Source organism: Marinoscillum pacificum, assembly GCF_024714495.1.
Taxonomy (GTDB): domain Bacteria; phylum Bacteroidota; class Bacteroidia; order Cytophagales; family Cyclobacteriaceae; genus Marinoscillum; species Marinoscillum pacificum.
The window spans coordinates 102,044-120,407 of the sequence record NZ_JAMZMJ010000011.1 but is presented as its reverse complement, the minus strand read 5'-3'; the positions used below and the strand labels follow the sequence as shown (position 1 = coordinate 120,407).

At 41.5% G+C, this 18,364-nt stretch carries 21 protein-coding genes; 5 read left to right on the top strand and 16 right to left on the bottom strand.

Features of this window, described 5'->3' with window-relative positions; genetic code table 11:
* Positions 1-27: 27 nt before the first annotated feature.
* The 3 genes from NXS00_RS20500 to pta all read right to left on the bottom strand — a co-directional run bounded on the left by NXS00_RS20500 (position 28) and on the right by pta (position 4,166).
* Positions 28-573 carry a transposase gene (locus NXS00_RS20500; protein ID WP_258101141.1) on the bottom strand — a complete coding sequence of 182 codons (546 nt, stop codon included), beginning with the start codon at positions 571-573 and terminating at the stop codon, positions 28-30.
* Between the two features lie 236 nt (positions 574-809).
* Positions 810-2,006 carry an acetate/propionate family kinase gene (locus NXS00_RS20495; protein ID WP_258101140.1) on the bottom strand — a complete coding sequence of 399 codons (1,197 nt, stop codon included), beginning with the start codon at positions 2,004-2,006 and terminating at the stop codon, positions 810-812.
* 54 nt (positions 2,007-2,060) lie between these two features.
* Entirely contained in the window at positions 2,061-4,166 is a 2,106-nt protein-coding gene (gene pta / locus NXS00_RS20490) for a phosphate acetyltransferase (RefSeq protein WP_258101139.1), read from the bottom strand.
* 317 nt (positions 4,167-4,483) lie between these two features.
* On the opposite strand from pta, the gene yiaK reads away from it, so the two are divergent.
* Positions 4,484-5,491: a 3-dehydro-L-gulonate 2-dehydrogenase gene (yiaK, locus tag NXS00_RS20485; RefSeq protein ID WP_258101138.1), complete on the top strand. Its 1,008-nt coding sequence runs from the start codon at positions 4,484-4,486 to the stop codon at positions 5,489-5,491.
* Positions 5,492-5,745: 254 nt separating this feature from the next.
* On the opposite strand, the gene NXS00_RS20480 is transcribed toward yiaK, so the two are convergent.
* The 6 genes from NXS00_RS20480 to NXS00_RS20460 form a co-directional block, all read right to left on the bottom strand.
* Positions 5,746-6,276 carry a hypothetical protein gene (locus tag NXS00_RS20480; protein ID WP_258101137.1) on the bottom strand — a complete coding sequence of 177 codons (531 nt, stop codon included), beginning with the start codon at positions 6,274-6,276 and terminating at the stop codon, positions 5,746-5,748.
* A gap of 315 nt (positions 6,277-6,591) precedes the next feature.
* The gene (locus NXS00_RS26965) at positions 6,592-6,690 is read right to left on the bottom strand and encodes a hypothetical protein (RefSeq protein ID WP_373418674.1); all 99 of its coding nucleotides are present in this window, start codon (positions 6,688-6,690) and stop codon (positions 6,592-6,594) included.
* A gap of 5 nt (positions 6,691-6,695) precedes the next feature.
* Positions 6,696-7,013, bottom strand: a complete 318-nt coding sequence (locus NXS00_RS20475) for a PIN domain-containing protein (protein ID WP_258101136.1) — start codon at positions 7,011-7,013, stop codon at positions 6,696-6,698.
* Positions 7,010-7,213, bottom strand: coding sequence for a hypothetical protein (locus NXS00_RS20470; protein WP_258101135.1), 204 nt, complete (start codon positions 7,211-7,213; stop codon positions 7,010-7,012). The genes NXS00_RS20475 and NXS00_RS20470 overlap by 4 nt, the downstream gene beginning before the upstream one ends.
* Positions 7,214-7,400: 187 nt before the next feature.
* The gene (locus NXS00_RS20465; protein ID WP_258101134.1) at positions 7,401-7,859 is read right to left on the bottom strand and encodes an SRPBCC family protein; all 459 of its coding nucleotides are present in this window, start codon (positions 7,857-7,859) and stop codon (positions 7,401-7,403) included.
* Positions 7,860-8,057: 198 nt separating this feature from the next.
* Entirely contained in the window at positions 8,058-8,348 is a 291-nt protein-coding gene (locus NXS00_RS20460; RefSeq protein WP_258101133.1) for a hypothetical protein, read from the bottom strand.
* A 228-nt stretch (positions 8,349-8,576) separates the two neighbouring features.
* On the opposite strand from NXS00_RS20460, the gene NXS00_RS20455 reads away from it, so the two are divergent.
* Positions 8,577-9,218 (top strand): DUF6261 family protein, encoded by a 642-nt coding sequence (locus NXS00_RS20455; protein WP_258101132.1) that lies wholly within the window; start codon positions 8,577-8,579, stop codon positions 9,216-9,218.
* 383 nt (positions 9,219-9,601) lie between these two features.
* Here the strand turns inward: NXS00_RS20455 and NXS00_RS20450 are convergent, their stop codons facing one another.
* From NXS00_RS20450 to NXS00_RS20420, 7 genes are all read right to left on the bottom strand, one after another.
* The gene (locus NXS00_RS20450; protein WP_258101131.1) at positions 9,602-10,084 is read right to left on the bottom strand and encodes a hypothetical protein; all 483 of its coding nucleotides are present in this window, start codon (positions 10,082-10,084) and stop codon (positions 9,602-9,604) included.
* Between the two features lie 34 nt (positions 10,085-10,118).
* Entirely contained in the window at positions 10,119-10,436 is a 318-nt protein-coding gene (locus tag NXS00_RS20445) for a hypothetical protein (RefSeq protein WP_258101130.1), read from the bottom strand.
* Between the two features lie 121 nt (positions 10,437-10,557).
* Positions 10,558-10,989, bottom strand: coding sequence for a DMP19 family protein (locus NXS00_RS20440; RefSeq protein ID WP_258101129.1), 432 nt, complete (start codon positions 10,987-10,989; stop codon positions 10,558-10,560).
* Between the two features lie 156 nt (positions 10,990-11,145).
* Complete coding sequence (locus tag NXS00_RS20435; protein WP_258101128.1) at positions 11,146-12,009, bottom strand: TraB/GumN family protein; 864 nt, start codon at positions 12,007-12,009, stop codon at positions 11,146-11,148.
* Positions 12,010-12,129: 120 nt separating this feature from the next.
* Positions 12,130-13,419, bottom strand: a complete 1,290-nt coding sequence (locus tag NXS00_RS20430; protein WP_258101127.1) for a BNR-4 repeat-containing protein — start codon at positions 13,417-13,419, stop codon at positions 12,130-12,132.
* A gap of 54 nt (positions 13,420-13,473) precedes the next feature.
* Positions 13,474-14,058 (bottom strand): GDP-mannose pyrophosphatase NudK, encoded by a 585-nt coding sequence (nudK, locus tag NXS00_RS20425; RefSeq protein ID WP_258101215.1) that lies wholly within the window; start codon positions 14,056-14,058, stop codon positions 13,474-13,476.
* Positions 14,059-14,171: 113 nt separating this feature from the next.
* Positions 14,172-14,834, bottom strand: coding sequence for a hypothetical protein (locus NXS00_RS20420; protein WP_258101126.1), 663 nt, complete (start codon positions 14,832-14,834; stop codon positions 14,172-14,174).
* Positions 14,835-15,233: 399 nt separating this feature from the next.
* Between NXS00_RS20420 and NXS00_RS20415 the strand changes: the two genes are divergently transcribed.
* Genes NXS00_RS20415 through NXS00_RS20405 form a run of 3 tightly spaced genes read left to right on the top strand, consistent with a single transcriptional unit; the run spans position 15,234 to position 17,918 of the window.
* Positions 15,234-15,941 carry a hypothetical protein gene (locus NXS00_RS20415; RefSeq protein WP_258101125.1) on the top strand — a complete coding sequence of 236 codons (708 nt, stop codon included), beginning with the start codon at positions 15,234-15,236 and terminating at the stop codon, positions 15,939-15,941.
* Between the two features lie 15 nt (positions 15,942-15,956).
* On the top strand, positions 15,957-17,054 hold the full coding sequence (locus NXS00_RS20410) for an AraC family transcriptional regulator (protein WP_258101124.1): 1,098 nt from the start codon (positions 15,957-15,959) through the stop codon (positions 17,052-17,054).
* A gap of 24 nt (positions 17,055-17,078) precedes the next feature.
* A complete protein-coding gene (locus NXS00_RS20405; RefSeq protein ID WP_258101123.1) occupies positions 17,079-17,918 on the top strand; it encodes a DUF2911 domain-containing protein in 840 nt (279 codons plus the stop codon).
* Positions 17,919-18,364 lie beyond the last annotated feature (446 nt).

Genomic DNA, 18,364 nt, shown 5'->3' with positions numbered 1-18,364 from the left:
TGCTGCGGTTCGTGTCCTCACGAACCGTTAGAGTTGCTCGCCTATATGTTTAAGAAAATCAAATTGTTGATTATTTTCCTCATAATAACACGCTGATGAGTATTTGTATTGACTGGGTTCACTCGCTAGGTTCCAATTCTTTGCTATTGGATTTCTGTGGATGTAATCTAGTTTTTGATAGACAACTTCTGGAGTGTAAACCTCAATTGCTAAAGGGTCTCTTTGCCAAAATTCATACTTTTTGTTAACTGCGTTTACTCGGAATTTTGAGAGCTCAGCTGGAGTTAACATCGATTTAAATTGATGTGCAGTAAACTTGAGTAGAGAGGCTTTTGGAGTTTCTTTACCGTTCATTTCATTCATGCGCCAAAGTAAATGGATATGATTGGGCATGATTACAAATCCGTAAACATCAATTAGGTTTTTCTTTGATAGATAATTTAGAGAATCAATAATGACATCCTTAAAAGAGTCAGGAAGTAATAGTTTTTGCCAATTATTGATTGTTGCTGTCCAGAAGTAGATTTTGTCAAACTCCATGTATGAGTTTCGAGGAGTTGTGAATTTGTCCATTTTAATGAAGTTAATAATTAATACGATACTTCACGGAGAGTGCATTAGTGTATACCAACTTTTTGAAGGAAATATGATGCAAAAAAAGGCTCGTGGAGACACGAGCCTAGGCTTCAATATTGGAAGATAACCATCTAGCCAAAAAAGGTTCGTATCCTCACGAATCACTCTTGAATAAAAAAGCCGCTCCCAAAACTGAGAACGGCTTAATTCAACCTGCTTTAAACTCCAAAATATTATAATAGCTTTTCTGACTGTAGTGCAATCTCCAATTCTTCATTAGTCGGGATAATCCAGACTTCCACCTTGCTATTATCCGTGCTGATGCGTCTGTTGCCTGAGCCTGATGCAGCGTTTTTGCTTTTATCCAATTCAATACCTAGAACTCCAAGACCTTCGCAAACAAGTTCACGAAGCTTAACACTGTTTTCTCCAATTCCTGCTGTGAAAGCAATAGCATCAAGAGCGCCTAACTCAGCCATGTATGCACCGATGTATTTCTTAATACGCTGCACATACATGTCAATTGCAAGGATAGCGTTTGCATTTCCAGTTTCTCTTTGCTCCAGTACGTCGCGCATGTCATTGCTGCCGGCAATTCCTTTCAGTCCACTTTCCTTATTGAGCATTTTGTCAATATCTTCCAATTTCATTCCGAGCGTGGTACCCAGGTAAAATGGAACTGCTGGATCCAAATCTCCTGATCGCGTTCCCATCATCAAGCCAGCCAGCGGGCTTAATCCCATGGAAGTATCGATGCATTTACCTCCGTGTACTGCGGCCATACTGCAGCCATTTCCCAGATGAATGGAGATTACAGAAGTATTCTCTACTGGTTTGTTCAGCTGTGCAATGAGCTGCTTGCTCACGTAGGAGTGCGAGGTTCCGTGCATTCCATAAATTCGAATTTTTTCTTCAGTGTAAAGCCAGTTAGGTATCGGGTATCTGTAGGATTTTGGAGGCATGGTCTGGTGAAATGCAGTATCAAACACTGCCACTTGTTTGGCGTTCGGGAAGAATTTCTCCGCGACTTTGATGCCTTCCAGATTTGATGGGTTGTGAAGTGGTGCTAAAGTGATGAGTTGTTTAATCTTCGCTTTGATTTCCTCATCGATCACCACTGGAGCACTAAAACGCTCGCCACCATGTACTACCCGGTGTCCTACTGCACTGATTTCGTTGGTGTCTTTGATGATGCCTTTTTCAGGATCCATCAAAGTTTTGACAACCAACTCCAATCCGACAGCATGGTTAGGAATGGAAATCTCGATCTTTTGCTTATGTTCTTCCGGAGTGTAAAATGAATTGGTCAATGAGGAGGCGGGATCTCCAATTCGATCTACTAATCCCTTCGCTAAAACTTGATGACCCTCCATTTCATAGACGACATATTTGATGGAAGAGCTTCCCGTATTGATTACTAAGATTTTCATGGTTCTTTTAATTTAACCAGATCAATAATCTCTGATCTGGTGTATTGCTGGTAATTATTTTTCGTATTGTGCCTGAATAGCGGTGATTACCACGGTATTCACAATATCCGTGATGGTACAGCCTCTACTCAAGTCGTTCACCGGTTTGTTTAAGCCCTGCAATACTGGTCCGATGGCAATCGCACCCGTTTCACGCTGCACGGCTTTGTAAGTGTTGTTACCAGTGTTGAGATCAGGGAAGATCAAGACACTCGCCTGGCCAGCCACTTCAGATCCTGGCATTTTTTTCTGACCTACTTCTTTGTCTACTGCTGCGTCGTATTGGATAGGACCTTCCAGTTTGAGATTTGGATTTTTAGCTTTCGCCAACTCGGTAGCTGCGCGTACTTTTTCTACTTCTTCACCTTTTCCAGATGAACCGGAAGAGTAAGAGAGCATCGCAACTTTCGGGTCAATACCGAAGGCGGTGGAAGTCTCTGCAGAAGAAAGAGCAATCTCTGCCAGTTGTTCAGAAGTTGGGTTTGGATTAACAGCACAGTCACCATAGACCAATACCCGATCTTCCAGACACATAAAGAATACCGAAGAAACCGTGCTGTAGCCTGGCTTAGTTTTGATCAGTTGAAGCGCTGGGCGGATAGTGTGCTGGGTGGTGTTAATCGCACCGGAAACCATGCCATCAGCATCACCCATGTGTACCATCATGGTGCCGAAATAGGTAGCATCAGATAACAAGTCTTTGGCCATATCGGTGTTTACTCCTTTGTGTTTACGCTGTTCGTATAGCTCCACTACATAGTCGGAGAACTTTGGATGCTTTAATGGATTGATGATTTGAATGCTCTTAGAGTCAAACGTAAGTCCAAGACGAGTAATGTCTTTTTGGATTTGCTCCTCATTACCCAGGATGATCAAATCTACTAACCCACGAGAAGCCAGAATTTCGGCTGCTTTCAAGATGCGTTCATCTTCACCTTCTGGTAGTACAATTCGTTTTTTGTCAGATTTAGCTTTTTTGAATAAGCTGTATTCAAACATTTTAGGTGTCAATACACTGCTCGGAGCCATCACTTTCAGCTTTTCCATCAATTGGGTCATGCCCACATGATGGTCAAAGTGCTGTTTGGCTAATGAAATCTTGCGGTGACTTGTCGGCTTCAGATAAGATCTGATATTGGCTATCTTATTCGCTGTATCAAATGTGTTAGATGCTACAGACATGATCGGAACAATATCCTGAAGACCTTCTAGTAATTTATGATAGGCATCTTCTAACTCATAACCAGCTGATAGAACAATCCCAGCAAGAGAAGGATAGTTGCTGGATTGGTGTGCCTGTAAAGTAGTCATCACAATGTCCCCACGGTCCCCCGGAGTGATTACCAGTGAATTTTCCTTCATTCGCTGCAAGTAATTGTGAGGTTGCATAGCTGCGATGGTGTAGTAATATGCCAGGCGATTCAGCTGATCTTTGCCATACAATACTCGAGCGTCTAATGCATCCACAATTTCCGCGATACTCGGGCTGCTAAGTACGTGATCATCTGGCAAGAAGTCTACATTCAGCAGATCTTTTGGGAGATTGGCTTTCAGTTCTTTTTCCAGATCAGAATGAATTTCCTCAGGAACAAGATTCACAATCACCTTTACCACCTGACAGCCACTGTTGATGAAGTTGTCTACAGATTGGACGATGTTGTAGGACTGCTCTTCAATTGGTAAGTTCTTATCGGCTTTGCCAACCATGATTACCGGGCTGCCCAGGTTTTTGGCAATTTCCAGATTGAGGTTAAACTCATAGATAGAGTTTTTGCCTTCAAAGTCAGATCCTTCTATTACCACAAAGTCAAACTTCTCTTCCAGCGCTTTGTATTTGGCGATGATACCATCCAGGATTTCATCGTGCTTGCCCTTGGTTTCCAGGTTTTGGAGTTCGTCGGTGGTGTAACCGTACGTTTCCTTATAGTCCACATTGATGTTGAAGTGCGTAAGGAAAAGATTGATATCTCTATCTCTTTCCTCTCCCGGACGACTCTTAATGATTGGACGAAAAATGCCTACTTTTTGAGTGGAACGCAGTAAATGCTCAATGAGGCCTAAAGTAATCAATGACTTGCCGCAGTACGCTTCAGTCGGGTTGATGTATATCGACTTATTCATGACTTGATGAATTTACATTTTGTTGGTTTTTGAATGAATTCAATGGAGAGGTTCCCCGTTTGAATTCGGAGCAAAAGTAGAAGGTTCGCTGAATGGTGAAGTTAACTTTTGTCATATGTGTAGACAAGACTTATCATGTACCTACATAACTTTTCTTAAGCTCAAAACTAAAGTTAACAATCCTAATACTGACAGGGTGATGATGGCATCTTTTTTATTAAAGTCAACAGGTTGTTGGGCTTTTTTGTTGGAAGGAAACCTGTGGCTAATCGGTCTATGGTTATCTTGGAATAAGATTAATCATCAATTCCTAGCTAATGACGATATCAAGTGCTGAAATGCAGTCCGTGCTTTATGAACTATTCCTAAAGTATGGATTTAGCGAAACCAGAGCCAAAATCCTTGCGGACACGCATACCGAAAACACCTTGATGGGTGTCAATTCGCATGGGGTTAATCGTGTACCCGCATTTATCAATCTGGTGAGAAAAGGGATTATCAAAATCAATGAAGAAGCGGAGCCAGTGGATGCTTTCGGAAGCATAGAGCGATGGGATGGTCGATATGGTTCTGGTGTGATCAACGCTCGTAAGTGTACCGATAGGGCAATTGAATTAGCAAAAGCACATGGGATGGGGCTCGTGGCCCTGCGCAATACCAATCACTGGATGCGAGGAGGTGCGTATGGCTGGCAAGCTGCAGATGCCGGATGCATTGCAATTCTATTTACCAACACGCAGCCCAATATGCCTCCCTGGGGAGGACGTGACAGCCGAATTGGCAATAATCCGTTTATCGTGGCTATTCCCAGAGCTGAGGGTCATGTGGTGCTGGACATGGCGATCTCTCAGTTTTCTTTTGGTAAAATCCAGGAATATGCACTGAAGGATGAGAAACTTCCCTTTGCGGGCGGATGGGATGAAAACAATGAATTGTCCGATGATCCTGTGGAATTAAGAAAGAAGCAGCGTGGATTGCCAATTGGCTATTGGAAAGGTTCAGCGCTCTCGATGATCTTGGACATGTTGGCGACTTTACTTTCTGCAGGTGATTCTACTTATAAAATCAGTCAAAAAGAAGAAGAAACTGGAGTTTCTCAGATTTACCTCTGCATTGATCCTGGCAAATTCAGTGATCCAAATATCTCAGAAAAGCTGCTCAACGAAATCATAGACTATACACACGATGTGCCTCCGATGAATTCTGGTGACAAAGTTTATTATCCGGGAGAAAGAGCTCTTATGAATAGAGAGCGTAATCTGGCGAACGGAATGATTGTGGATGATAAGATTTGGAGAGAAGTGATGGAGTTAGTGAATCAGTGATCGGTTGGTCGGTGAATTGGTGATCAGTAGCTTCGTGATTAGAAGGGGTACTTTCTTGCATATTGAATTTTTGCCTTCCTGCCTCGCCGGCAGGCGGGTTGTCAATTGAGTTGTTGGTGATTAGTGATGAGAAGAGGAGCTCTAAATGTTCGTTTTGAGTTTTTCTTTGCATATTGATTAGTTGCTTACTGCCTATTGAATTTTAGTTGCTTGTTGCCTATTGAACAAAAAGTGATTGGTAAGCCGAAAGGCTCTTATACAATTGGAATCAGAAACGATTTGCATGCTCTTTCGAATAGCTTATTGTCACTTGGTTTGGTGAATGCTTTCAGTTCCGATCCGAATTTACAATAGAATTTGAATGATAATGGATGGCTGCTACTGACCAGGATGTTTTTGAATCCTCTTTCCCGGTAATAAGGCATGATGACTGACTCTAACCAATACCGTCCAATACCTGCTCCTTTGTCCACAATGTGGAAATACTTCAAGCAAATGGTTTCTGCAGGGACAAAATCTTTTAGTAAGTCTGCATCTGCGGAATGACCATCAATGATCGTTAATACTCCTTTGATTTCCTGCTGCTTTTCTACGGTGTGAATGTGATACCATATTTCACTGTCGATGGTTTGATTGATGAAATCCAATGAATGAGTGTATTCATCATAGTCGTCCCATTGGTTTTGGCGTTTCCAGTCTACATATACTTTGATGGGATGGTATAAGGATTCTTCGAATTGTGTATGAAGTTGGTAACTGAAGTCTTCTTTGAAGGCAATTTTCATGCTTGACGGTTGATTATGGCTAAGCGAAATGATCTTGAGTCATTTCGTGCAGAAAATGGCGAATTTAATGAAGTTATGAATGTGATGGGGGCTTGCTCTAGTTCAGGTTCGTAACTTGATGTTCTTGTGAGTTGGTGATCGGTGAATTGGTAGATCAGTGATCAGTCAAAGTTTTCTGCTTGCTTATTGGGTGTTTTGATGTTGCATATTGATTATTTGAATATTGTCAATTGAATTAGGGTATTCGGTAGGTCCGTTTTCGCTAATAGGTGAGTCGGTAATTCGCTTTAGTTCACTTTGCAAACTTGATGTTTGCTATACTCGTTTTTCGTATAATTCTGCTGTAGAGTAAATGTCATGAAAGCCTTTTGCTCTTAATCCTGTGATCAACTTCTTGTCTCCTGTCCAAATGATCGCGTCTATTCCGATGGCAATGGCCAGGAATGGAGTGTCACGGAAGCCAGTTCATAAGCCCTATTCCAATCAGCTTTGGAAATTGCTTCAGATGAAATTAGGTCTATATTTTTTAGAACCTGATGAATCGAAACGTTAATTTTTTCCTCTGACATTTTGGTTAGTGACTGAAGCTTGGTTTTGTATTTTGCCAGTTCATCAAGGATGAACTCAGTAGAGTAGAATTCAAACTGATCCTCTGAATTGAATAGGAGTTCTCCAATAAGCCCGTTTGAATTCAAAATTGCGCTGAAAACAATGTTGGTGTCAACAACTACCCTCATTTAACAAATCGGTGCTTATTTTCCTTCCACCAATTTTCCTTAGATTCTTTTGCCAGTTTATCTATTTGTGCCTGATCCGCAGTACTCTCAGCGGTAGCTTCCTTGTAGCGTAGATAGTCGATCATGCGTTGAAGTCCGAGGGTATCAACGTTAGCAGGTAGCTTGAAAAGAATTTCACTATCTGTTCTCTGAATGTCCATATTCAAATTTACGAATTCTTAGCTAGAAGTGTTCTCCTATTCTCGTTTCTTGAGAATAAGAAATTTTCTTGAAATGACCGCCAAGAGCTCTACTTGCCTATTGAGTACTTGCCTTCCTGCCTCGCCGGCAGGCGGGTTGCCTATTGAGTTGTTGGTGATTAGCGTTTGGTAGAGCTTGCAGGATAAATCACCCTTCCGATAGTTCCTGTAGTTTGTTCAATGCTTTCACCCAGGAGGTATTGAAGTAGTCTTCATGTTCTTCGGTGACATCTAGCGATACGGTGACCGTGGTGATGCCATCATTTTCCTCCAGCGAGTAGATTTCCATGCATCCAGCCCAGGGCTCTACCTCTGGTCCTTCGGTGATTTCCTTGTCTCCGTCTAGCATGCCCAGGTGGCAGATAGAAACGAGTTGGTTGGGGATGTTATCTTCTATTTTGGAGATCATACCACCTTTTTTGCCGTTTTCGTCCGTTCCTACGAAGTACATTTTAGTGCCCTTTTCCCAGTTGCCTTCATAGGTAGATGTAGGGTTGAATTCAGCTGTCCATTGCTCGTAGGTAGCTTTGTTTTCTATGCCGAGCATGATGTTATAAACATGAGCTACTGGCGCCTTGATGTCTTTATGAAACTGAATTCTTTTCATGGGTAGGGTCAATTAAATGGATTGGAAAGGTAGTTATAATTTGCTGGAAATGGAGCGTGATTTTTTGTGGGGAGGTCGTGTATGGAATTACAAATTCCCTGACTCTTTACATTCGGATTACAAATCCGAATGAGCGGGGTTTGCATATGTTCAAGTTGCAAACTTGATTTTTTAGTGAGTCCGCGTTACAAACGCGGACTAGAAGGGGGCATCAATTGCAATCTTCAAATACCCATAATTAGTGTCAAGCATTCTTCTCTCATCACTATTTATTTCAGTTACATCAGCAGTCTGACGAACAAAAAAGTTGCTCCATAGGGTTTTAACCTGTTCTGGGAATAACTCATTATTATGCAGAATCCTAATTGCTTCTTTGGTCTCTTTAATCCCAGTTACCCTTCCTTTGTCTTTTCCAAAGTCGAATTCTACATTAAGCTTCATGTTAGGATATGCTTGCTTAACGATTTGTGAAGTATCTCTTATATTCATTGTTGAAGTCTATGTGGCATTCAACATAGTTATAACATGATCGGTCATGTTGTTTTATTATATCATGACCAATCTAATCCATTTTGGTCTTGATCAAACAATCCCTCAAAATACCCTTTTCCCCACTACCAGTCAACACGTTACGCGGGAAGCATGGATTTTTTAGACGAATGCGTTATCTTCTACGTTTAATTTTTTTTCAATCATTAAACATTTATTGCCATGCAAATGATTAAAGTACCTAAGCTGCGTTGGGCGCAGCTACAATCATTCACCGAAGGAGTATTACAAACCACCAAAGATCTGGCCGAAGTAAGTGCACAGGTTGCTGCAGTAGAGTCGCATTTTGAAGCGTTCAAGGATGGGATGACTCGGTCTGCCGCTTCATCAAACAAGCCTGTCCTGGACCGCACCCGGGATGTACTCAATTCAGGTTTCTTTAAAGGTGTGGAATCAGAGCAGCAGTTTCCACATGCTGGAGCTGTGCAGCAGCTACTGGATCAGGTGGTGAAGATCACCAGTGAATATGGTTTTGGGTTGAGCAAACTGAGCTATGACGAACAGACTGCTCAGACGGATAACATGCTGAAAGAGCTGGAAGCTTTGAATCTAAAGTCTCTACCGGCATTGTCTAGATGGCTGGCACCGATCAAGGCTGCTAATGATGCGTTTAAGTCGACATCTGAGGCTTACATCAAGGATCTCACTGCCTCGGGAGAGACGGTGGCGGCTACCAATGCGGCTCCAGCCCTGGTGGATGCGGTCAATAACCTCTTCACCATGCTGTTTGCCCATGTGCAAATCAGCGGAAGTGAGTCGCTGATCAAAGCCTACAAGGAGTTGATCACCTTGATGGAGGCTTACAAATAGTTTTCACTTTTTAGCCACGTGCCTCAGCTATTGGTCTCACAAATCGAGCGCAAAAGGCTCGTGGCGACTCTAGCCATGGCTTTCATGCTTTTTAGCCTCAAAACTCCAGTTTTGAGGCTACTTTGTATGGAAATAGGTCTATATCTGTAGTAATGGGCATATCCCAAGGTGAAATAGCTCCAAAACTCCAGATTTGGGGCTCTGCGAATCTGAAATAAGTCCAAAACTCTGGACTTTTGCCTCTGCGGACTTGAAATAGGTCCAAAACTGCAGAAGTGGGCTTATGCGGAACTGCGATGAGTCCAAAACTCCAGTTTTGGGCGTTTTTGGGATTTTGGAGGGGGAAAATGGGAGTGTGGGTGGTAATTTCCCATCTTGCTTTTTTAGTGAATGTCTTCCCTGTTCTTGCGTTTTCTTTTTAGATGACAGTTGTAACATACTTCTTTTGATAGATATGGGCTGGTAGTAGGTATAATTAGCTTGTTGCAATCTGCACAATGGATGGCTTTATCTTGTTCCCACCATCTCGGGCAATCATCATCGGGTTCGTTTGGTGAAGGAAAGTAAATTTCCAATTCCAATTCTTTTTTAAGTTCTTCAGCAATATTCATTGCCTGTTTTGCTTCAGGCCATGGAGGAACCTGACCATTAAATAACCTTAAATCGCCATGACCACTACTGATATTTCCCAAATGATGAACATGTGTTCTTTTGAATTTCCAAAATCCAGATTCTGTTATAAGAAACATCATTATAAACCAACCTTGTGTATCTCCATCCCATTGGATTTCAATTACAATTGGTTTTTGGCCGATTCCCTTGATCTTTTCAAGCGCTTGCTCATATCCAAATGATGTTTCTTTCAAGGCAGAATGTTACTTAATGGGTTGCAATTGATGTTTAGGAATATCCTTTTTCGCTTTTATACCATTGGTTGGCAATATCATAAATCTTGTTACCAAGTTCAAGGCCTTCTTCTCCTACAAAATCATCCCATTGTTGAGTTGGTGCGAACCAAATAGCAATGTTCGTAAGATCATGTTGATTGCCGAATTCAATATTGTCTATCTCCTCTAGTAAAGATCCGTGAAATTCTTCAGCGGATAAAAATTCTCCGGAGTATCCACCTTTGTAATTTTCTAAGAGTTTTTCAGCTTGATGCAACAAATCCAGAAGTTCGAAAAATCTCCACTTATGCCAATATTCTACTTTTGACATTCTTGGCTTTGACGTTCCGAATAACTTTTGAAAAATGCTCATGACAGATGACAACTATACACATGACACCTAGTCACGTTATTTAAAATATTGAAGAAAAATACCATTTTTCACTTAAAGTTTATATGCTGGATGTGTTTGGGGATTCTCCAATTCCAGTTTTATTAATATGTTCGAGTAAGGCGTTTTCTAATTTATTATTCAAATCCCAGTAAGTGTCGTCTATGTCGTCAAAGAAGTTGGGATGCTTATCATTTATTTTCATCATCTGAACGTTCCTCTTATCAATATCCTTGGAAGGTTTGCCCCAAAAGAAGTGTTTGTTCACTCGCTTCAAGAGTTTAGCAATGTCAGAACATCCCAGATATTCCAAATCCCTAATTGTGTCCTTGTTGTGCTCCGCTCCATAATTGATATAGTGATCAGTTATTCCATCAGTTGTTAGAGGTTCTAAGTTGAACCAGATTCGCTCGTCACGGGATAAAGATTGGTAGTTCGAAAACCCCTTGTTAACAATTGCCTCCCATGCTGGTTGAGCTTCTTCTCTAGTCATAACAATAATCGGTTTGAATTTGCAAAGTGTAGTACAACAACCGTATACCTGACACCAGGTCACGTTATTTAAAATATTGGAGAAAAATACCCTTTTTTCTTTTCTCGATCTATATGCTTTTTAGGTTTATGAGGAGACAAACCAATGCCGCGATTATTACCTCACCGCTACAGGACTTACCTCATATCCCAGCTCCCTAATCTGATTGATCAAGCCACAATCGTACATCAGGTGACTCAGACCTACAGCAATGAAGCAGTTGTTCGTTTGGAGTTTGTTTTCCAGCTTTTTCATCCATTGGTTGTTTCTGTCGATGAACATTAAGGTATTCGCACATGGAGACTGAAGCTGATAGTCAAAGTTCATGGCGCTGTACCAGTCGATGCTACTGCAGCTGGAGTTGTCCTGGGCTTGTAAAAGGTTGATGGTGGTGTGTAGTCGTTTCTTGTGAACCTTGGCTGGCATGCCTGCAATGTCTTCATTGATGTATTGCAGTTGATCGGCAGTGGTCTCCAGACCGAGTAATGGCGTATCCCAGCTCTCAGCCAAACGACCAATGTAATCATCCAGAGAAGTGGAGTTGTCTTCCTCATCTCGCTGCAAGCAAACAGTCTGATTGTATCGGCGAATCAGAAAAGCATGAAGCTCTGCTGGGGTCATTTTTTGGAAGGCACTACTGTTCGCCAACAGTTGCCGTAGGTAGAGCAGATCGTCCTTTTGGAGGAATGACTTCCAGTTGGTTTCCTTACTTCTCGCTTGGATGATGTCGTCAGCCGTTTCACCGGGAATGTTGAGGTTTTCCTTCAAGACCAGATTACAAGACTTCAGAGCTTCTGTGGTATTTGCCAAGGAGTCGAAAAATACCTTTCCAAACGCATGATGTGTACCGAACAGGTAAGAGGTGTTAGTGCTTTCCGGATGCGTGATTTTGAAAAGAATGGTACCGGAATATGATTCCTGAGCGTTACTTGATTGTGCAACGATCAGGATCAAGGCCAGACAGAAACTATATCTCAACATCAGGAAATTGGTTAGACTGTGATTACAGTATACTTCCTGGTCAAAGAAAGGTTGACGCAACCGGATTAATGGTGCTTTCTAGCGTTTTAGTCAGGTTGTTGGAGGGATGTTTGGTTCTTATTACCTCACCCAATACTTAATAGAAGTCTTATAGTCTGTGTAGTGAATGTATTTTTGATTTTCCATCCATAAGACTACCTCCTGATCTGATGCTTCAAGCCCTCTCGGTACATATGGACGCACATTGTCCAATTCAGAATTTTGGGTAATTGGTTCCTGCTGCCACGTTTTGCCATTGTTGGCAGTTTCCCATCGCTCTATTTCGAAAACGCCGTTGATTTGTCTGGATAGGTAGACCACATTGCTGTTGTCCGGATGAATGGTCATGCCGCCAAAGTAGTGTGGCTCGCGCTCATTTTGTCCTTCTGGTGTTTGTGGAAACCACTTGCCAGAGTCGCATAGTTTGGAGCTGTTCCAGCCCTTATCGGAATATGAAGCGTACCAGTATTCATGGTTTTGCTCCGTTGGGCTTTTGGTGTACAGCAGTACGGGATTTCCTTGTTTGTCCTGACCAATATCTGCTATCCATGCACGCCCTTCTTTTTCATTGGAAGTGAAAACCACAGAGGCGTCTTTGGGTTCAAAGGGTAGCGTTTCTATCGTAGCGATTTGCTCGTCATTGGCCTTGTAGAATGCACCGTTTTCATAGTATACATAATATACCGAGTTGGTCGGTTCGTCGCGTGGGTGTCCGTCCGTAAAGACAATATGAATTTTGGATTGTCCATCAGAGAAATACTTCACATAGGGCCGGTTGTTGCTGTCAAAGGGATAGTTGGTGATGAAAACCTTGCTCTCAGACCAGGTCTGTCCATGGTCATCAGACCACATCATGTTGGGCTTGAAGCCTGTCCACCGTCCGAAACAATAGATCCGATTATTTTCCTTTTCCAGATGAAATGGATTGGCATACGTCATGGTCATGCGCGGGAATCGAGCCAACTCATCATCACTCCAGGGATGGATCAATTGTGCACCAGAAAAGGTGAAATGGCTGGTAGCATCCAGTCGATTGATGAACAAATCCTTGCGGCTATGGCGTGTGTACATGGACAGTATGTCTCCATTTCCTGCCAGGACAAATGCTGGATTGTCATGGTCATCTGCTTCCAGCTTGTAGTAGAGTTCGCTGAAGGAAATGGAATCGGTCTGCAGATTGATCCTGGCAGATTCTATAGTGCCATCTGCTTTTACCCAACCGGTAATGATCGATTCATCTACCTTGATAGCCCGCGGATCGGAAAACCAACACCAGGTGCCATCTTGTGTGGCGTATTTTGGTTGATTTTGTCCTGATAAGGTAATGCTAATGAATACCGTAACTACTGCAATGATTGCTCTCCACTTCATGCATGTAAATTAGGGAATAGCATTAAAATAGTTGAAGAGTTAAGGGGACGAGATTTAAGAAGATATCAACCCATTCAACTTCGCATATTGCAGCAGCATGATGGTCTTGCCATCCTTGATCTCTCCGCTAGCAATCATGTTGTATGCTTCTTCAAAGTCCAGTTCCAATACTTCGATATGCTCATTTTCTTCATCCAGTCCACCGCCATCACTTACTTTCATGTCTTTGGTGTATTCAGCCACGAAGAAGTACAGTATTTCAGTAACCGATCCCGGGGACATATACGATTCAAAAATCTTTTTGACATTGGATACCTTATAGCCTGTTTCTTCCTCCGTTTCTTTTCGGATGCAATCTTCGGCATTGTCTTTATCCAGTAGACCGGCACACGCTTCGATCAACATGCCATCATCGTTTCCATTCACATAAGTGGGGAGACGAAACTGTCTGGTCAAGATGACTTTCTTGGTAGAACTGTTGTACAAAAGGATGGTGGCGCCATTTCCTCTATCATAGGCTTCTCGGGTCTGTTGGGTCCAGTTGCCTTGCTGATCTCGGTGCTCGAAAGTGACTTTGTTGAGGGTGTACCAATTGTCAGAAAGGACTTCTGTGTTGAGAATTTTAATGTTTTCGTTCATATAGGAGCGAAGATTTGTTTTAGGTCCACCTCTCTGAACGGTATTGGTCATCTAAAGTTGGTTTGGAGGAGGAGCATTAAAGCCTATGTAAGAGTTCTCATGCATCGAACATGTTAAGAATCGCTCGTTTTTGATTGGATCTCATGGTCGATAAGGTCAAGAAGATCGTTGATAAATTTGAGTTTTACGGCGGTAAGCACCATGCCATACCATTTGGATTGACTTCTCATTTTACTTTGGAGTTCCTCATTCTTTAGTTTCTTTTCTACTTCCAAAGGGTCATATAGGTAAGTAGCATTTAACGAAAGTTCATCGGACAAATAGCCCAAAATGTAGGTCTCCACAAATGCCTTGTGCCTTTCTGCAACCTCTTCAGAATAAGCATAGTTTAATTCATAATGCTTCACAAGGCTTGATCTTATGGAGTCGTTGGTGATCAGATACAAATTGCCGCTGAATTTGAGGGTAGAATATTCTACATTGTAATTGAAGTGCACATATTCTTTTGCCAAATGATAATACAAAGAGTCTAAGTTTTCTCTGTCGTTTTCATTAAGAATGCTCTCTAACTTTTCTTTACTTCTGGTGTAATTGCGATGAACCTTTTGGAGCCAGGCTTTTTCTGTTTCCAGATCCGAAGCAATTCTTTTCAAGGCATTCTCTTCTCTGCTCTTTAACTTTTGGTTTTCTGAATAATTATTTAATTGAAAGGCGATAAAAATCCCTATGGTTACAACTAATACTTCACCTAAGTAGTGAAGGGTTGTCTTTAGCACGCTCTTTTTATTCAAGGTGTGATATTATTTTTGAAACAATCAATAAACGCTAATCCTACATTGGATAGAGAGGTTTGGTTATAACCTCTTTAAGAGCAGAAAGGTAAATAAACTGTCAAATCCTCACAACACCTGCTTGGAGGTAGGAAGTGTACCCACTATACATAGTGTTATGCAGATGATGGACATAAGATTTAATTCTACTCGTTCAATCCTCGGATTTGTGCCCTGACGGAATCATGACCAGGAGAAACGAACTTAGGTCAATGCATCTCAACTTTGTGTTCATAAGGAGTCCGAATACGGTATTCGGATCCATTCGGACCTCAATAATTCGAATATTTAGAGTTTTCAGAGCAGGTTTGTGGCGATTAAGAACACCAAACTTTCGATGATAAAATGATGAAAAAGATTCAGCAAATTATGCTTTCGATCACACTCCTTAGTTATGTGATGAGTCAGGCGATAGCTCAAGAAAAGGTAGATACCATCACGCTCAAAAAGGGGGAGGTATTTGATATTTTGTTGCTGAGTCGATATCCAAATACAGAAACTGATGTAAAGTCTTATTTCGAAACTGCTTCACCTGTGGCCAGAAGGATGTCATACCAGCCTTTGCCGGGATGGTATAACATCACCAAATACACTCAGGGTAATCATGGTCCTGAAAAGCTAATTCTGGCGAAATGGGACAATATGGCGACTAGAGAGGCTTTTTTAGATCATATCCTAAATGAAGTAGAAGATTTCCACGAGCGAAGAAGAAAAATCTGGTCTTACTTTGGGTTAAGGTATTATGAAATGGAGGAAGATATTTCTTTTGAAATTCACCGGGATCAGTTTCAAGTGGCTACTGCTTTTTGGTTGGAAGCAGGTGAGCTATCAAGCGACTTTTATGAAAAATGGTTGGCAGAAATCAGTAGCTCTGGTGGTCAAATACTAATTGAGCTCAGTGAAGGGAAATCTCCCTTTGGCTACCAGTACGATCCTGAATATTTTGTCATATCTTCTTGGGAAAATAAAAATGCTTTTGATGCTTTTCAGGTCAAGATGAAGCAACTTGAGCTAGATATTATTCAGCACATCAATGAATTTATATTAGAATAGTCAATGGCCTCTTCAATGATTGATCATCTACTCTATTTTGCCTTTTTTCAGGGGTTGTTTCTGTTAGTTATTTATGGTGTGTCCTATAGCAAACGGCAAGTTATAAATGGCTATGTATTGGTTTTGGTTGCGATACTTATGTTGGGTTTAGTTGCCAAAATAGGTCTCCATTCCTGGGGCTGGCAGAGACAGTTGAAAGGGATATCTGAGTTTTCTATTTTACTCTTTGGACCTACAGTATACCTGTTCGTAGAGTCCACTTTATCAGACAAACGCTTTTCCAAATCGGTGCTGCTTCATTATGTGCCTGGAGTGGTTTATAGTTTGGTGGTTACTTTTTACTATATCCTTCCGCCACAGGAGGTCATTCAGGCACGTGTCCTAAGTGGAGAGTTATTTCGCGTGGTTCATATTTTGGTTGGCTTTGGGTTGACTGTTAATATCATCTATTTTGTATTTAGCGTGCTCAAATTCAAAGAGCTAAAGAACTCGCTACAGTCAGAAGTGAGTTATGTGTTGAATTTAGGTTTTGTACGAAATTTTCTGATTGCTATCGGTGGTTGCTTGTTGACGTGGCTGACGGTATATCTCATCAGCTTTGGTCATCGTTCTCAGATCGAAATCATATCCAGGGAATTTATTTGGCTGGCTGTTGCTTTGATCATGCTTTTTATAGCCTATTACCAAATGGTTGCGCCGGGTGTTTTCCAATTGCTACCCATATCCAACAAGGTGAAGTATGCGCAATCTCAGTTTTCAAAAGATGATCTGGATAAGTTGAAATTGGAGTTGGAGCAAATCATGGAGCAGAAAAAGCCTTACTTAAATGCCAGGTTGCTCAAGTCGGATCTGGCAGAGCTGTTGAGTATTAATGCTCCCGAACTCTCAAGACTACTCAACGAACGGATAGGAATGAACTTTTTCGATTATGTCAATTATCATCGGATTCATGAGTTTATTAGATTGGCCAAATCACCTACGGGCGCACAGAAAACGCTAGTGGGGCTTGCTCAGGATGCCGGATTCAATTCAAAATCTACCTTCAATAAATCGTTTAAGGAAATCATGGGGTGTCCGCCATCCGAATACCTCAAAAAGCAAACAGTCACTTAGAATTATCAATTAATCACATAAATCATGTTAAAAATTACTTTAAATGTACTGATGCTTTGCATCGGATGGGTAAGTTATGCTCAAATTAAACTACCCGATTTAAGTCCTGCGGTGGAAATCTCGCAAAAAATAGGCTTGACCACAGCCACTTTGTCCTATTCCAGACCAAGCTTGAGAGGGCGTGATCTGTTTGGAAAAGATGGTGTTCTGATATTAGGTGAGAAATGGCGAACGGGTGCCAATGCTACCACCAAACTCGAGATATCCGGTGATATAGAGATAGGAGGGCAGGTGCTGCTGAAAGGTAGCTATGCTTTGCTGACTACTCCCTCAGAGTCTACCTGGACTTTTCATTTTTACGCTTATGAGAAGCTTTTTCATACCGCATTTTTGGAAAGGAAGCCTATTTTAGAAATTACCGTACCCTCTCAGCATATAGATTACTATTTAGAAACCTTCTCCCTTCATTTCGAATCAATGGATTTAAATAGTAGCAATTTGGTATTGCAGTGGGGCAATTATAAAGTGGAAGTGCCTGTCAAAATAGACGAACATGAGGCAATTATGGCCAATATCCAAAAGGTGCTCCAGGGACCTTCTGACTTCAATTATTTTCAAGCAGCTCTTTATTTGCACGAAACACAGACGGATTTGCCGCTTGCTTTGAGCTACATCCAAAAAGTAACGCAGAGTGAGTCGGCCTTGTTTTTTCAGGTATATAGAGAGGCGTTGAATTTAAAAGACTTGAATAGAAATGATGAGGCTATTGAAGCAGCCAGACGAGCCAAGGAACTAGCCCTAAAATCAGGTAATGCTGATGTGGCGAGGCTGAGCCAAAAGATTGTTGATGAGTTGGTAAGATGATATCATAGATCTGTTCTAGTGCGTTTGAAAACCCATAGTTCTTCGGGATTTGGAATCACGAAGTGAAGTGAAACTGAATTGTAATCTGTTAGTTTCCAGGGAATTGTAAATTCCATGTCTCTAGACTTACGGATTGCAAATCCGTTAGAGCGAGGGTTGAAGTAGTTATAATATAGAGATTGTTTATTGTAGGGAAGAACTGCTCATTTGTCTGTTTTTCAAATCTGAACATTGTTGAGTGCATAGTGCTTGAATTCAAAATAACACCCGCTACCTGGCTCCGCCGAAATACCTTTTTCCACTTTGATTTCTTTGGAACAAACTTCTATATCTGAGGTAGTGTAACCTTTACTACCATGGTAGCGGGTGTGTTTTTTTACCCTTTCAGTCGGGTTGAATTAGGTTAACTTTTAACAAAGAATCAATTGAACAGCCTTTAGGTGTAC